The organism is Segatella copri DSM 18205 (assembly GCF_025151535.1).
In the GTDB taxonomy this organism is placed as follows: Bacteria; Bacteroidota; Bacteroidia; order Bacteroidales; family Bacteroidaceae; genus Prevotella; species Prevotella copri.
Genome location: NZ_CP102288.1, coordinates 1,699,753 through 1,716,032, shown reverse-complemented (window position 1 = coordinate 1,716,032; position 16,280 = coordinate 1,699,753). Strand labels below are relative to the sequence as shown.

Annotated in this window: 14 protein-coding genes; 7 read left to right on the top strand and 7 right to left on the bottom strand. The window is 44.8% G+C overall.

Annotated features, from left to right (window positions below):
- Positions 1 to 161: 161 nt before the first annotated feature.
- Positions 162 to 734 carry a dephospho-CoA kinase gene (gene coaE, locus NQ544_RS07310; protein WP_006847304.1) on the top strand — a complete coding sequence of 191 codons (573 nt, stop codon included), beginning with the start codon at positions 162 to 164 and terminating at the stop codon, positions 732 to 734.
- Positions 735 to 745: 11 nt separating this feature from the next.
- A complete protein-coding gene (locus NQ544_RS07305) occupies positions 746 to 1,195 on the top strand; it encodes a DUF5606 family protein (protein WP_006847305.1) in 450 nt (149 codons plus the stop codon).
- A 122-nt stretch (positions 1,196 to 1,317) separates the two neighbouring features.
- Here the strand turns inward: NQ544_RS07305 and NQ544_RS07300 are convergent, their stop codons facing one another.
- The 7 genes from NQ544_RS07300 to NQ544_RS07270 form a co-directional block, all read right to left on the bottom strand.
- A complete protein-coding gene (locus NQ544_RS07300) occupies positions 1,318 to 2,676 on the bottom strand; it encodes an MATE family efflux transporter (protein WP_006847306.1) in 1,359 nt (452 codons plus the stop codon).
- A gap of 290 nt (positions 2,677 to 2,966) precedes the next feature.
- Complete coding sequence (locus NQ544_RS07295) at positions 2,967 to 3,917, bottom strand: phage antirepressor (protein WP_228023690.1); 951 nt, start codon at positions 3,915 to 3,917, stop codon at positions 2,967 to 2,969.
- Positions 3,918 to 4,240: 323 nt separating this feature from the next.
- Complete coding sequence (locus NQ544_RS07290) at positions 4,241 to 4,801, bottom strand: DUF5675 family protein (protein ID WP_006847310.1); 561 nt, start codon at positions 4,799 to 4,801, stop codon at positions 4,241 to 4,243.
- 14 nt (positions 4,802 to 4,815) lie between these two features.
- Positions 4,816 to 7,392, bottom strand: a complete 2,577-nt coding sequence (locus tag NQ544_RS07285) for a hypothetical protein (protein WP_006847311.1) — start codon at positions 7,390 to 7,392, stop codon at positions 4,816 to 4,818.
- A 450-nt stretch (positions 7,393 to 7,842) separates the two neighbouring features.
- The gene (locus tag NQ544_RS07280; protein WP_153133985.1) at positions 7,843 to 8,238 is read right to left on the bottom strand and encodes a hypothetical protein; all 396 of its coding nucleotides are present in this window, start codon (positions 8,236 to 8,238) and stop codon (positions 7,843 to 7,845) included.
- Positions 8,220 to 8,375: a hypothetical protein gene (locus NQ544_RS07275; RefSeq protein WP_006847313.1), complete on the bottom strand. Its 156-nt coding sequence runs from the start codon at positions 8,373 to 8,375 to the stop codon at positions 8,220 to 8,222. The genes NQ544_RS07280 and NQ544_RS07275 overlap by 19 nt, the downstream gene beginning before the upstream one ends.
- Positions 8,376 to 8,623: 248 nt before the next feature.
- The gene (locus tag NQ544_RS07270) at positions 8,624 to 9,091 is read right to left on the bottom strand and encodes a hypothetical protein (RefSeq protein ID WP_006847314.1); all 468 of its coding nucleotides are present in this window, start codon (positions 9,089 to 9,091) and stop codon (positions 8,624 to 8,626) included.
- 715 nt (positions 9,092 to 9,806) lie between these two features.
- On the opposite strand from NQ544_RS07270, the gene NQ544_RS07265 reads away from it, so the two are divergent.
- From NQ544_RS07265 to NQ544_RS07245, 5 genes are read left to right on the top strand one after another with little or no spacing between them, the layout of a single operon-like run.
- Positions 9,807 to 10,121 carry a helix-turn-helix domain-containing protein gene (locus NQ544_RS07265; protein WP_006847316.1) on the top strand — a complete coding sequence of 105 codons (315 nt, stop codon included), beginning with the start codon at positions 9,807 to 9,809 and terminating at the stop codon, positions 10,119 to 10,121.
- 1 nt (position 10,122) lies between these two features.
- Entirely contained in the window at positions 10,123 to 12,492 is a 2,370-nt protein-coding gene (locus NQ544_RS07260; RefSeq protein WP_006847317.1) for an AIPR family protein, read from the top strand.
- Between the two features lie 2 nt (positions 12,493 to 12,494).
- The gene (locus NQ544_RS07255; protein ID WP_006847318.1) at positions 12,495 to 14,156 is read left to right on the top strand and encodes a DEAD/DEAH box helicase family protein; all 1,662 of its coding nucleotides are present in this window, start codon (positions 12,495 to 12,497) and stop codon (positions 14,154 to 14,156) included.
- 3 nt (positions 14,157 to 14,159) lie between these two features.
- A complete protein-coding gene (locus NQ544_RS07250) occupies positions 14,160 to 15,458 on the top strand; it encodes a DNA cytosine methyltransferase (RefSeq protein WP_006847319.1) in 1,299 nt (432 codons plus the stop codon).
- 1 nt (position 15,459) lies between these two features.
- Positions 15,460 to 16,011, top strand: a complete 552-nt coding sequence (locus tag NQ544_RS07245) for a hypothetical protein (RefSeq protein WP_006847320.1) — start codon at positions 15,460 to 15,462, stop codon at positions 16,009 to 16,011.
- Positions 16,012 to 16,280: the final 269 nt, after the last annotated feature.

The following is a 16,280-nucleotide window of genomic DNA, read 5'->3' as shown; positions in this document are numbered from 1 at the left end:
GCCTGGAGTTTTAAAGCTTTTGCCCTTACAGGGCGACAGGTTTGCGTCCGTAATTACCCAGGGTGTTACCCTGGGCTAGGAGCTTCTGCCCTTTCAGGGCGTGTGGGGTAAAACTTGCGAAAGTTCTGTTATTTATAATTTACAATTTATAATTCATCGTGATGAAGATAGCGATAACGGGCGGTATAGGTAGCGGAAAGAGCTATGTGTGCCGGATATTGGAGAAACAGGGCATCCGGGTTTACGACTGCGATGCTGAGGCTAAGCGGCTCATGCGCACCGATGCCCGCTTGCAGGCTGGTTTGAAGAAGCTGGTGGGCGAGCAGGTTTACAGTGCAGAGGGCGTTTTGCAGAAGCCCGTGCTGGCTCAGTTTCTGCTGGCTGGCGAGGCTAACAAGCAGGCTGTCAACGATGTGGTTCATCCGGCTGTGGCGCGCGATTTCGAGCAGAGCAGCTATGAGTGGATGGAGAGTGCCATCCTCTTCGATAGCGGTTTCTACCGCCGTATCCACCTCGATTTCGTGGTCTGCGTAACGGCTCCCATACCGGTCCGCATCCAGCGCATCATGCTGCGCGATCATATCCCGGCAGAGAAGGCGCAGCAGTGGATAGATGCCGTCATGCCGCAGGAAGAACTTGCAGCCCGCTCCGATTTCGAAATCGTGAACGATGGCGAGCAGGATATCGATGCACAGGTAAGGAAATTATTGGATATCATTAATAATAAAGAATAACAGAAAAGACAATGGAAACAATCCTTTCAATTGCAGGCAAACCAGGCCTTTATAAATTGGTATCAAGAGGTAACAGAAACCTCATCGTAGAAACACTCGATGAGACTCACAAGCGTATCCCAGCTTTCGCTACCGACCGCGTAACAAGCCTTGGTGACATCGCTATGTATACAGACGATGATGAGGTGCCACTCTGGCAAGTGCTCGACAGCGTAAGCAAGAAGGAAGAGGGCAAGCCTAGCACTTTCAACTACAAGAAGGCGCCTGTTGCTGAGCTCCACGCTTATTTTGCTGAGGTTCTTCCTAACTACGATCGCGACCGTGTTCACGACAGCGATATCAAGAAGCTCCTCCAGTGGTACAACATTCTTGCTAAGTACGGCATCACCGATTTCAAGGCTACTCTCGCTCCTACAGAGGGTGAGAACGTAGATGATCGTGCTGAGCAGGTTGCTGAGTAAATCCCGTCAGTTTTTTTTAGGCACGGATTACACGGATTACACGGATTTTTTTTTCGAGATAATAACTCGTTTTGAGCATGTCTCTATAAATCCGTGTAATCCATGTAATCCGTGCCTAATTCTTATTCCTCAATCTTTTTCAATTCCTTCTCAAATCTTCTTCGATACATTTCTCCCGCTATGGTCAGACCGAACGGGAAGGCTAACCAGATGCCCAGAATGCCCAAGCCGCAAGGGAAACCTAGGGTGTAGCCCAGCGGCAAGGAGATGACGAAATAGGCGATGAAGGCATAGAGCACCATCGGCTTCACACAGGCGATGCCACGCAGCGCATTGGCAAAGGTATACTGCAGTCCGTCGCCAAACTGATATACCATCATCAGGATAATCAGCGTAGCCACATACGCCTGCACCTCCACATTATCATTAAACCAGCCACCTATCTGATGGCGAAGCAGGAACACCGGCAAACCCATGCACAGCGAGAACAGCAGGTTCAGCCGGAACCCGTCGTAGGCATTGCGGCGAACAGCTCCGTAGTCCTTCTGACCCATAAAATGGCTCACGCGGATAGCCAGCGCAGCCGCCATGCCCGAAAGCACGAGATAGAAGAGCTGCGAGAGGGTAATCATCACCTGATGAGCCGCCAGCGGAATGGTTCCCAGCCAGCCCACCATCACACAACTCAGCGTGAAGGCAGCCGACTCCATGCCCAGCTGCAGTGCCACAGGCCAGCCCAACCGGTTCATCTCCCTGAAGTCAGCCTTGGTCAGAGAACTGTGCAGAATATCGCGTCTGTATTCCCCGAAATTCTTGCCCGTCATCAGCATGCCCACCATCGCCATCGCCATCAGAATGCGGCTCACCAGCGTCGAAATACCGGCTCCCAGCAAACCCAGTTCCGGGAAGCCTGCCACACCATAAATCAGTACCCAGTTGCCCAGAATATTGATTACGTTGCCGCCAATCATTGCCCACATTGCCACCTTGGTCTGTCCGAGTCCGTCAAGAAATTGCTTCATCGTGAAGAAGATGCCCATGAAGAGCACCGAGGCAAGGTTTACCAGAAAGTAAGGGCGGATGAGCGAGAGCAGCTCTTCAGGCTGTCCGATGCGCCCCAGATTCAGGTAGAGCACAACGAGGGCGAGGGTGAAGATGAAGCCTGTCAGCATGTTGGCACAGAAGGCATTGCGCACTTTCTGTCCGATGCAGTCGGTCCGTTCCTCGCCGTAGAGCCGTCCGATGATAGGAGTGAGTCCGTAGGTGAATCCCATATAGGATACGAAAACGAGACCGAAGATATTGTTCACCAGTCCGGCAGCCGCCAGTTCGGGTGTACTGTGATGGCCAATCATCAGCGTATCAGCAAATCCCAGGATGATGGTACCCAGCTGTCCTATGATGATAGGAATGCCGATAGCCAGCAGTTCCCGGTAGTGATGTTTCCTGTTTGTCGTTATTGATGTCGTATGATAATTCATATTTGCTTTTAATTACTAATCTGTTTCCTTTATTCTGCTTAAGAGCATGCAAAGTTACGGCTTTATTCACTAATTACCAAATTTTTCTCCTTTTTTTTAGGGGACCAGCGATGGAATCGCTGGGAACGGGGCGCAACGGGGCAGGAAGAGGCAGGAAGAGGCAGGAAGAGGCAGAAAGAGGCTTTCCCCCTTCCTGTCCCCGTCCCCAGCGATTCCATCGCTGGTCCCCTAAAAACGGTAAAAAGAGCCTAGCGGGGGGTAAGCTAGGCTCTTTTTACCTTTTTACTTTTTTACCCTTTTACCTTTAAATGTATGAACTTCCTTCCTCTTTCTGTCCATACGAGGTAGGTGTGGGTGTAGGCGGTGCCCAGCTTCTCCTGTGCCCCATCGCAGTGAGGGTCGGGGTGGGTAGAGTAGCGGGTGCGGCTCTTCGCCAGGCCCATGTGGGCATAATCAGCATAGAGCAGATACTGGCCGCTCTGGTAGTACTGGATATGAAGGGCACAGAGCTGGCGGTTCAACTCCTGTGCCGTGATACCCAGCTCCTTCGCAATCTGCGTGGTGGTATAGCAGGAAACTGAGTTGAGCACATTGTCGGTGTAGAGCGCCTTCGGCAGAAGATGATCCACCTGATTCTCCAACTGGATGATGTTCTCACCGTTCTTGGCGATGCAAACCACCTGTTCGTCTACCACACCGTTCAGCCGACGAATCTCCGTATCCTGTTCTCCGATGAGTTTCTTCTGCTGATCAATCTGCACCTGCTGGTTTTTCAGCAGATTCTCCTTCTCCTTGAGTGTAGCCCTGAGAATCTCTTCAGCATGCCGAATCGTCTCCTCATCACTCTCGCCCTGCTTTACCGGAATATAACCGCCCGTCTTGCGAATCTGCGGCAGCACCTCGGAAGTAACCCAGTTTTTGAACTTCACCGCCGTAGGAAGCTTGGACCCGAGCACCAAAGCATAGAATCCGCTCTCGTTGACGAAAAGAAGCTGGCACCAGCGCTTTGCCTCACTTCCATCCTTCTTGATACCAGTCGTTACCCTTATGCTGTGTTTTACAGCATCATGTGGGTTAACTAGCTGATACACAGCGCATCTTGCTCTTTTATATCCCAGCGTATCACAGACATCCTTTGCGCAGAACAAGGGCTCCCCGTTTTCATCGGTCAAGGTGCGAATCTTACCGAATTCAGGGTTTTCAAACACGACAGCATTACCCGCTGTCTTTTCATTCTTCATTTCTTCCTTTTTTGTTTTATAATTTTTTTCCATGATATAAAAATGTATTAAAAATTAATCACTGAAGTTTCGCATGTAAGCTCCACACGCCCTGAAAGGGCAGAAGCTCCTAGCCCAGGGCATCGCCCTGGGTAATTACGGACGCAAACCTGTCGCCCTGTAAGGGCAAAAGCTTTAAAACTCCAGGCAAAACATAAAGCTTTTGCCCTTACAGGGCGCCTTACTGATTGCCATTATACCCAGGGCGATGCCCTGGGCTAGGAGCTTTTGGGCCTTCAGCCCGTACTTGAACCACATGCGAAAGTTCAGTTAATCACTAATCATTACAAAATCGTTCCCCAAATGCTCTCATCCCTGTCTCTCGCAGCGGTAATGGCATTGATGAGGCGGTGGAGCCAGATGCGGGAGTTCACAACCATGCCTTTTACACGGTTCTCACCCACCAGGATGCAGCCCTGCGTATCATCGGGATAATTGCCGGCATGGATGCGGATGCCCTCAAAATTGGGGACACCCAACAGCAGCGGCAACCACATCTGAAACCTCGGCGACTTGCTGATCACCACCGGATAAGTGCCCTCAGGTATCGCCGTCTTGCCCTTCATCTTCTGCGCCTTCTTGCCCGATACACGCCCCAACCGCACATTCTCCTCGGCAGGACTTAGCTCCACACCCAGAAGGTTGCGCCAGCACGGCTCCAGTGTATCACAGAAATACGAGTCCGCATTCAGCTTCTCCTGGGGCACCTCGCACACCGTCTTCAGCCCCCTGCACTTGTTCACACTCTCAATCGTGCGCTTCTTCACATCCTCATCCTTCAGGATGTAAAGGCGACCTATCGTGTAGGTCTTCTTCTTCACTATACGTTTCAAAACTATCTGCATAAGTAAAAATAAATTTAAGATTCAATAACCATACCGTCGTGGCGATACTTCAGCTTCTCAAAACTGTCACAACTGTCACAACTGTCACGCTTGCCCGTATACTGATACGCCCGCCTGATGTACTTCCGGTGCAGCCACTGTCTGATCATCATATCGGTACCCTTCGCATCCAGTCCATGCTCCAGCCGGATGGCAAGCAACTGCGCAGCCGTAAAGTTATCGGGCAATATCTGTAAAAGATTCTGAGGTCCACGCTTCGAACTCTTCTCCGCCATAAAGTTCTCCTTCGCAATCATGTCGCCGAAGAACCGCATCTTGCAGTACAGGTCATACTGCTCGCTCCAGCGGATAAACTCGTCAATCTCCGGCTCCCACTTGCAACCATTGGCTACATACAGCACGCACGCCTTCAGGTAAGCGATGACATTGGCACGGAACGAGAGATTCTCAAACGTCCTGTCCTGCGACAGCCGGGCAAACTCAGCATTCTCATCCTTCAGTTTGAGGGCAAGCTGAAACGCCTCCTTACACTCAATCAGACCCGTTACTTTGTTCAGATTTTCGATGTAAGGCCGTAGCGCCTCACGGTACGATTCATCATAAGTTCCGTAAACAGGCATATCTTCGCCGATTTCCCTTTCGGGGATGGTACAGAAGTTGATACGGCTGATAGGACCATCGGTAAGAACCTTAGAGAAGTAACGCTGACCCTTCTGGATGGTGGTAGATGCATTCCAGTTGAACCGGATGGTAACACGCTCCGTAATACTCATCGTTCCCACGCGAGTTTGTCCGTATTTGTTACCCGGGTCTGCTGCAAGACACATGATACGGAACTGCTGGTTTCCGCTGCCCTTGAGCGCATCAAACTGGTCGAGCTCATTGAGCGAAGTATAGAGGAAATGTTCCTGTGCTTCAGCCGTTCTCATCACGAAAGCCGGGTTTGTCATATCCGCATCAATCTCCTGTATAATCAGGTTTTCAGGTCTCTTGCGCTTATCCTTGTTGGCACCCTTGCGCAGCATCTCATCCTTCCACGCCTTTTCGCGCTTCAGGTTTTCAGCATCCCTCAGCCTGATATCCTCCATAATGAAATCGATGGGCCTGTTCACGCTACTCTTACCCGCTCCGGTACCCGCAAGCAGCAGCGTCATCAGTCTCGCCTCGTGCTCCACGTTGTCAATATACCTGAACCTCGTCTTCCAGAGATGCGTAGCCAGTGGCGGGAAGATAGCGTGCGCCACAGCCGGCTTATAAATTTCCGGCGTCCTCGATATCAGCAGCTCCACCAGCTTCGGCAGTTTCTTCGGCATCTCCGGTGGGTCAGGATAATCCTCATCAGCCCTATTACCTGTTAACTGTAAACTATTAACTTGTTGCTTAGCCCTATTACCTGTTAACTGTAAACTATTAACTTGCTGGCTGGCCTTCTGCTCCGCCAACGCATTCACCCTCATCACTTCCCTCGACATCGGCTTCGTATTGTCAGCATATTTCGCATAGAAGTCGTGAATCAGCTGATGGCAGTCGTTCTCCTGATAGTAGCTCGGCATTTTCACCCTCACCACCTTCATCAGTTCCTCTTCCTCCATCACCCTCGAAGCACCGGCGCTCATGATAGCCAGCAGCGAAGAGTGTCTCGACCCCACGGTATCAATCTCCATACCCCCGAGTCCGGCAGCCTGCGTAAAGAGGTCAAACGCAATCAGATTCTTCTCTCTGGCTTCCAGTCCGCCAGCATTCTGATTGCCTCCAGAATCCCCGATATGAGGAGCATCAGCACCATGGCTATCACCAGGTTGGGCAGGCTGAACAGCAGAGCCAGCAGAAACAGCAGTATTGCCGTCGTGGCCCGATAGTCTATTATTTTCATTATTCTTACCATTGCTATTAACTTTTAACTGTAAACTATTAACTTTCCCTCTTCCGTCCACGGTCAGTCCGCGGTCCAGATACGCCTGCCTTCGCATCAGAATCTCCTTCTCGCTCAGCACGGCGCACCACATCTTCGACCTGTAGATTTCCGAGTCCTTATCCGTAAGATAAATCATTCTCTCGGGTGTGATGCAGCTCTCGTCATAAGGCACCCCCAGCGCCTCGCAATACGCCTTCTGCGTCTCCTCGATGGTCATTCCCACCGGCAGTCTGATACCGATGTGCAGCTTCTTCCGGGCACTGTAGCAGAGGTGCAGCAGCGAGCCGTTCCAGATGCTGTCAGAGCAGTTCAGCTCCCTTGCCTTCTCGATAGCCTTGTCTACATACTCCCTGTCATCCACGTCGATGATAGTCTGGAACATGAAGCTCTCGGGCTGGGCATTCTCCTGTCTGCGCACATTGTTCTTGAAGATGCCGTAGTGGGGACAGAAGAAAGGCAGTTCGCTCTTCAGCCTGTCCTGCGCCTTCTTCACCGCCTCTGCATCGTTGGCATTCACCTTCGGGATAGGCAGTTCGCCCCTAATCTGCTGAATCATCTTCCTGATTTCCGGCGATGCAATTACCTTGTCATACACCGCCATACTGTTTGAAAACACCTTCCCCTTATTGCCCTTGCGATAAGGGTTCAGTGCAATTACATGTTGTGTTTCTGTCATGTTATTTCGTTAATAAAAGATTGGTTTGTGGGGTAATCCCCTCTTCCGTTTTCACTACTCTCAGCCGTCTGTAAGGAGGAGGACTGAACACATACGCTTTCACTTCCATCATTTTAAATAATTTAGAAGATTGGGGGCTCCCACCATGGTTGATGTGCAGATACACAAAAGCCCCCGAAACTCAGACCGCATTGGTTCTGAATTCCGGGGGCAAAGGTAAGGCAAATTTCTCACTTCTACCTAGTACGTACTATGTACGCGTACTAGTACTACCTGAACTTTCGCATATCAGGAAGTTAAAGGAGTTAAGGAAGTTAAGGAGTTAAGACGTATGTCTTGCTGCTTAAAAAACTACGCCAAAAAGACTATTGTCTTAACTCCTCAGCGACCGTAGGGAGCGATAACTTCTTTAACTCCTTTAACTTCTGAACTTGTGAAACTTGAATAAGTTTATCCTCTGATAGCAGGCATCACTTTTTCGAGGAAGGGAATCGTTTTCTTCTGTTCCATTCCTCGGTTGTAGGCGGCTCTCATCGAGTTCGGATTAGGACCCCAATAATTGCCGAATACGCTCCATATATTATCGATTTTCAACTCTGTACCTATCTGGTTGGCAAGGATGGCAGCTTCGGATGATGACAGTCCTGCTGGCATGAAATTTTCGGTTACCACGCCAATCTCTATCAGGTTGTTCTTTATCCTCTGAGCCTTTTCCGTTTTCAGCTCAGCCGGCATCTCAGCATTTCTGCATGAGTTTTGCTCACAGGCATTGCTGCCATAATAGTTTTCCACATGCTCGAAGTACGAGCTACCAGCGTTCATGATGATCATTCTTTGTCCAGACATTTCTCATCCTCCTTTCCCTGATAGTTGTTCATGTGCTCGATATATTGTCCACCATTCATCTGGATGGTATTGTTGATAACGATGGTAAAGTGCTTTATTACAAAGCGAATAAATTTTCTATAGAAAAATATTTTCATCTTTTATAGTTTTAGTTTGTTGTTAATTGTTTCCTCCTCATTTTAGCAGAGGGCGTGTGTTTGCGCTAACGTTTTTAGCGTAAGCCGCTGGAGGCTGCCGAGCGCCTACTATCCGTAAGGTGTGGGGGCGGGTAAGGTTATGTTTGCATACTTTTGTTGATATGATTAATATTAATATTTGGCTTCAGATGTTAGCATCTTGGCCGGTTAACTCTTATTTTAATCTGATGATTAAAATTCATACTACTCTAAGAGTTTCTATTTCTGTAACTCTTTCTACAATATTTCTGTTGATAAATATTGATGTTTTCTTCAAGAGTATTGAAATCCTTCATCAGATAAACAATATCCGAAAAATGATGAAAGGCTTGATTGAAATCCTCTAGGAATTGTTTCTTATCAAACTTCAGGTGGATAGCCCTGTGTTTTTTATCCAATTCTTCTACTATCTTATCCCAGTTATTCCAAATGCAGAGGCACCATCTCAACTGCTGCTCTGGTCGTAAGTGGGATGCATTTAGAATTCTGGAAATAGAATGTTCTGAGATTCCTGTAATATCGGAGAAAGTTTTGGGTCTTATAAAATCTCCTTGTTGACCAATAAAGGACTTAATATACGAGAGGATGTTTTTCTCTCGTATTTCATTAATCCTTTCGATAGACATCAGCTTATCTTCTTGGATTAACTTTGCTTTTAAGTCATTTATTGTTGCCATTTTATTTTTCAAAGTTCTGCAAAAGTACAATTTATGTATTAAACGGCAAAATGTGAATGTATGATAGCGTGGAATATCATACATTGATTTTATGGAATTTTAGTGATTTAATGGTGGTTTTTGTTTGAATGCAACTAAAAAGAAGGGAAAATAAGCAAAAATGTCCTCATTGAAATCCACGCCTAGGCGAATCGTAACGAACTTCTTCTTTGGCTTGAATGCCGCCTGCAAGCCTCCTCGTAGACCTCACAGCAATACCCCTCCCGCATCCCTGCCATTCCCCTCACGCCCTGAAGGGGCAGAAGCTCCTAGCCCAGGGCATTCGCCCTGGGTATTCATGTCCCCACGCCTGGCGCCCTGAAAGGGCAAAAGCTTTATATGGCGCCCCGAATATGATAAATAAGCCGAAAAAAAATAGGAGAAAAGATGATGTAAATGGATTCTTTTATCTCCTCGGCATGAGATAAAATCAGCGATTTATAGTATTCTTTTGACCTCATAATCATCGTTTCTTATTCTGCCGCAACGATAAGAAATAATGCTTCTTGGCATTGATTTCGTAATATTCTATCGTTAATTCGGGTTAAATATTCTATTTTGGAATAAAAAACCTGCCTAAAGTGCCCTAAAAACGGATAAAAGGGGGAAAACCCTGTTTGGGTTTTCTTTAGAAAAAAGGTAATTTTGCTTTTAAAATATAAAACGACTTAAGAAAATGGCAATAGATAAAAGCGTACATACAATACTTTATCAAAAAGTGATAGCTCGATTGCGAACTAAGCGAGAAGAGCGAGGCCTTACCCAAAAGCAGTTGGCTGGGATGCTCGGCCTTCCGCAATCTTATGTGAGCAAAATCGAAACTTGTGAGCGTAGAATGGACTTTATAGAGTTACGTAGCATTTGTAACCTGATGGGAATTTCTGTTGTTGATTTCATGCAGGAGGTCGAAACAGAGATTATACCTCTTGTTGAGAAGATAGAGTCTAGGAAAATAGAACATGATAAGAATACCGACAATATAGCTGAATAATATGGAACAGTTTGATAGTAATAGCGAAGTCTTTGATGACTTTAAGCCTGCCGAAGAGCAAGGTGCTTTTGTCAATGAAACTATCGGAAGTGTGATAGAAAAAGAGTTAACTGAGGTTGAGCAATTCAAGGAAGATTTTGATGACCAGCTCTTGATGGCAGATAATCCGAAAGATGATTTGACGCAAATTATCGTAGGATATATTCAGGGGTGTGGTGATGTAAACCAGGTAAACATCTGCTCTTACAAATCAAAAAATGGTGTCGCACTTGATGGTTGGGGCTTTAATGGTGATGAGGATCTCACTACCATAGATCTCTTTTTGACCATTTATGAAGACCCAAATAATGGTTCTAAGATTTCTGCAAATGATTTGGATCGCCAGTTCAATTGGCTCCAGCGTTTCTATGACCAGTCTGTCAGCGGTGCCATGCTTGGTAAGTTTATGGACGATACTAAGAGCGACCTTTATCAGGTAGCAGATTTAATTCATAGTACCAGCAAGATAGACCGTATCAGATTGTTTCTTCTCACAAATGCTATTGCACCAGTAAATTATGAAAAAGATAATATCGAAATAGCTGATGGTACCTCTTGTGAATTTTATGTTTGGGATGCAAAGCGAATCATGCAACAGGATAATATTATTTCTGGTAGAAAGCCTATTGTTGTAGATTTTGAGGGCGATTACAATTGTACTTTGCCATGTATCCAGATGCCAGACGTTTCGGATAACGTTAAGTGTTATCTCTGTATTATTCCTGGTATGGTTCTCTCGCAGGTATATCATAAATATCATCAGCAGATACTGGAGATGAATGTCCGTACATTCCTTCAGTTTAAAGGTGCTTCAAACAAGGGGATCCGTAATACGCTGATAGGTCATACGGCAACAGCTGTTGAACGCAGAAAGGGTGTGGAAGATACCTTACCGGAACCTGATATGTTCTTTGCTTATAACAATGGTATATCTGCTACGGCATCAGACGTAAAACTGAATGAAGAAGGTACTGCGATAACCAAGATTAAGTCTTGGCAAATAGTGAATGGTGGCCAGACTACAGCTGCGATTAGCGCTGTTATGGGTATGAAAGACGTAGATTTCTCCCAATTGGCTTCCGTTTATGTAGCAATGAAAATCTCAGTGGTCAAGGATAAGGATAATCTGTCCGAGATCGTGCCAAAGATTTCGAGATTTGCCAATACACAATCTGCTGTCAAGAAGTCTGATTTCAACATCAATGAAGGCTTCCTGGTAGAATTGGAGCAGCAGTCTCGTGAAACATGGGTTCTGAATGCAAGCGGTAAACCAGTGAGCAAGTGGTTCTTTGAAAGAACACGTGGTCAGTACTTGGATAAGGCAAAACGTCAGAACTCCAGCAAGGCTGAAAAAGAATTCTATGCCGAATATCCTAAGAATCAGATGTTTGATAAGACAACGCTCTCTAAGTTTATCATGAGCTGGGAGCAGGATCCATCTAGTGTATGTAGGGGTGGCGAGAACAATTATACCAAGTTCTTTGATAAGATGAAGCGCAATGGCGCTCATTTTGACAAGACTCGTTACCAGCGTACTATAGCTAAGGCGATTCTTTTCAAGGCGATTGATGCATTGTATGGTAAGGATGGATTGGCTTTACCTGGATATAAGTCGAATATGGTGGCTTATACAATGTCTCTGCTCTCACTTAATTCCGGAAGGGCATTAAATCTTGATGCTATATGGGATGAACAGTGTGTAATCAGCCCAACGGTAAACAATGAGTTGACACTGGATATTTATAATGTTTATGCCAAACTAATCTGTGGTGCTGAGCACATTACATACAAGGTAAAGGAAACTCGTACAGATGCGAACGGCAGACGTAAAAATCATTATGTGCCAAAGGAGATTCCACAAGAGGATATTGACCGTCTGAAAGCAACAAAGCTCTATAAGGTGCTGCTTTATGTAAGGAATATAGAACCATTTGTATATAAGCATTTGATAGATGTAGACGAGGGTAAGAATATCAATGAATGGACAAAGGCTACTCTCTGCTGGGATGCTCTCAAAACCAAGCTTTCACAGGAAGGTGATAAGTATAATATTCCAGCAGAACTCTTGGGTAGCGTTGGCGATGTTGATGAAGAAATAACAGAAGGCCAGAAGAAGAAAATGGATGAAGCAAAGGAGGTTGATCCTGAAAAATGGTTTGCCTTGTCTAGATGGTCGAAAGAAAACCCTGGAGAATTAACTCCAAAGGAACAGGCGTTCATCGGACAGGTGGCTTTCTCTTCAAAGCGTGGACGTACTTTAACATACAAGCAAGCAAAATGGGCACTCGATTTATACGAGAAAGCCGTAGATGCTGGCTGGAATGAAAACTGATAATGATAACAGATAAAGACATATATCTTGACGAGGAAGTAGAGAAGGTAGAACCCTTCGAACGCCCTGCCATCCGATTCTCGCATATAGAGTCGGATGATACCGGGTTGCGTCCTTATCAGGCAGAAATGAAACATAATGTCTATGGTCTTTGGGACAGAATAGACAATGTTATGCTTCAGATGCCAACTGGTACGGGCAAGACTATTGTCTTTACTTCGGTTGTCAAGGATATTTTGCGATGGTGCAACCTTCATAGTCGTGAATCTAAGATTTTGATTGTTGCTCATCGTAGGGAACTGATCAGACAGGCTAGCAGAAAACTGGGAAATATTCCTCATGGAGTGATTGTTAGCGGCGAAAAACTGGATTTAGACAAGTCTATACAGGTAGCTTCTATTCAGACTTTCATGAGCCGTCGGCATTATGAGATAATGCGTCGGGTACAGTTCGACTTTATCATCATTGACGAGGCGCACCACTGTATGGCACCTGGATACCAGAAGCTTTGGGAGATGTTCCCTAATAGCAAGAAACTGGGTGTAACAGCCACTCCTTGGCGTATGAGTCATTGCGGTTTTACGTCTTTGTTTGGCGATATTGTTTTGGCAAAGAGCATAGAGTGGTTTGTTAATCAGGGCTATTTGGCCAATTATGATTATATCAGTATCAAGCCAACCTCAGAGGTTCAGCATGCCATTAACGGAATAGATCGGATGGGAGCAGATGGAGATTATCTAGATTCTGAATTGAGTGCGGTAATAGATAAAGCCAAGATACGTGCTGGCTTATATAAAAGCTACGAGAAATATGCAAAGGGTAAGAAAGGCATTATCTATGCTATCGACCGCAAACATGCCAGTAATATCTGCGACTTATATGCAACGAAGGGTGTAAGTGTCTGTATGATAGATGGTACAACTCCTACAGCAGAGCGTGAGCAGAAGATTGCAGATTTCGCCAATGGCAGCATAGAGGTTATCGTGAATGTCAATATATTCTCCGAAGGATTTGATTGTCCTGATATTGAGTTTATTCAGTTGGCACGACCAACCAAGTCACTCTCGCTTTATCTTCAGCAAGTGGGAAGAGGTCTTCGCATATCGAAAGGGAAAGAGACCACGATTATATTGGATAATGTAGGACTTTACAACCGTTTCGGAACTCCAATGGCAAACCGGCATTGGCGGTATCATTTTCTCGGAACAGACGGGAATGAGGGCTATAATGATGGCTCTGGTATCAAGCGAGACTTGATTCTTGATTCTGATTCGGAATATGAGCCTGATTACACAGAGGACGACGAAGAAATGATGGTCGTAGAACATGCAGAGGGCAATGCTCAGGTAAGGCCTGATGCAGCTAATCAGGCAGCAAGTCTTTCTGAGTACAATGTATTTAGAAAGAATGGCTTGTACGGTGTCTGCAACCACAATAATAGGGTGATAGTTCCACCCATTTATGAAGAGATGCGCCCTTGCTATAAAGGGTATATCCCGTTTAAGCAAAACGGTAAGTGGGGTATCTTATTGGCAAATGGAACGGTTAAGGTTAAGCCGAAGTACTATAACATCGGACCGTTCATCAACGACCGAGCTGTGGTGCAGAATACAGCAGACAGCGAGGAATATTATATTAATGGAAATTTAGAAAGGATTAAATAAATAATGGCAACTGTAGAAAAAGATATAAAGGAAGAAAGTGCTAAGATAAAAGCTGTAAGGCGTATCGTCCGGAAACGTGCTGATAATTTGGATGATAAGGAAATATTGCCAACACCTATTTCCGATGGACCAAACTGGAAGGATTTAGTATTCTCCCATCCTGAACGTTGTGTCAGGATTGGTACACTCTTTAGTGGCATTGGTGCCATAGAACATGCTTTTCAACGTCTTGGTTTGAACCATAAAATAGTTTTTGCTGGAGACATAGAGCCAAAATGTAAAATTAGTTATTTTGCGAACTATAAAATCAATGAGGAAGATTGGTTTACTGATATTCGTGAGTTTGATGCAACTAAATATAAAGGAAAAGTAGATTTTATAGTTGGTGGAGCTCCTTGTCAGGCTTTTTCTATGGTTGGTCACAGATTAGGCTTCGAAGACGCAAGAGGTACTTTATTCTATGAATTTGCTCGTGTTGTAAAAGAGACAGAACCAAAAGTGTTCCTCTTTGAGAATGTCCGTGGATTATTGAGTCATGACAAGGGAAGAACTTGGCATGTAATTCATGATATTTTTGAAGAATTAGGCTATGATGTAAAGTTTAGGGTTCTGAATAGTTGTGATTATGGTATTCCTCAGCATCGGGAAAGAGTGTTCTGCTTAGGCTTTAAGAAGCCAACAGACTTTAAGTATCCTGCTCCTATTAAACTGGAATATAAAATGTATGATTTCTTGGAAGATTACATTGACACGAAGTATTTCTTAAAGGAAAAAGGTATTAAGTTTGTTACCAGTCATAAGAACAGAGAGAAGAGTTATACTCAGATAAATGGAGAAGTTGCGCTGTGCCAAAAGAGAAATCAGGAGTTTAATTGGCATGGAGATTTCGTGTATCATCCTGATTCTGAGTTAACTCCAACGAATGAAGCTTTTGATGAGTTTATATTTGACGTTCGTGATGTGGAAGAAAAATATTATCTTTCTGATAAGGTGGCAAAATATGTATTGGCAGGAGGAACCAAAAACTTCAAAACTTCAACAAAGACAGATTTGGATATAGCGAGACCTCTTTTACAGTCAATGCATAAAATGCATAGAGCCGGAGTTGATAACTATGTGACTTTCAAGGGAAGAATCCGAAAATTAACCCCTCGTGAATGTCATAGATTGATGGGATTTAAAGATTCTTATAAAATTGTAGTATGTGATACTTCTGCATATCAGCAAGCAGGTAATAGCATTGTTGTAGATGTACTTATAGCTTTGTTGAAACAGATGGATATTACGCAATACGGCGTCTGATATGGCAAATCGTATATTTAGATATATAGATGACTGGGCTTCCATCCGACTGGTTGACAGCTTTGTTAAAGACAACAAAGCTGGCACTGGTAATGGAGAAGCCAGTCTTTATCTGGGAAGTAAGAATGATCCTGATATCTTTTCTTTCTTTGGAGTTGAAGCCTTTGATGTACATTGTGTATTAATGCGAGATGAAGTCTTGGATTATTTGGATTCTGTAAAGCAGGAATACATAAACCACAGATTCAACTATAGGAATGAAGTGAGTCTTGATACATGGAGAGTTCTATACGAAGAGGTTAAACTGCTTCCTGAAGAATTGAACTTTGACCTGACAAGAAAAAGGCTAAATGACAAAAATGGAAGAGTTTACGCTCAGGAATTGACGTATAAACGTTCTAATCCTGATATAAATAAAGCTCCCAAAGCTTATACGTATAATTTAATAAGGCGTATCGCTATACCTGAAGTAACATTCCTGATGCTTACCAAGATGGGTGAAAATGATTCAGAAATGTATGCCAAAGTATATTACGATCCTGAAAACGAATAATTATGGCAGATATAATATGTAGATGGCGAAATGGTACTCCTAAAACGGTGATGGAATTAGCAAATTCATTGCCTCATGAAGTTATGCCTATATCCCAGTTCAGAAATTCCATGAAAGACAAATGGAATGGAGAATTCTTTCATACGCCATATCAGTTAGCTTGTCAGTTGGCGCTGTATTGTGAGGCAGAAGATGGTATGTATTATCCTAGATTCGATCATGATATTGATGAAACGGAAGCTCATAGATATTTGGAATTATGGATTAAT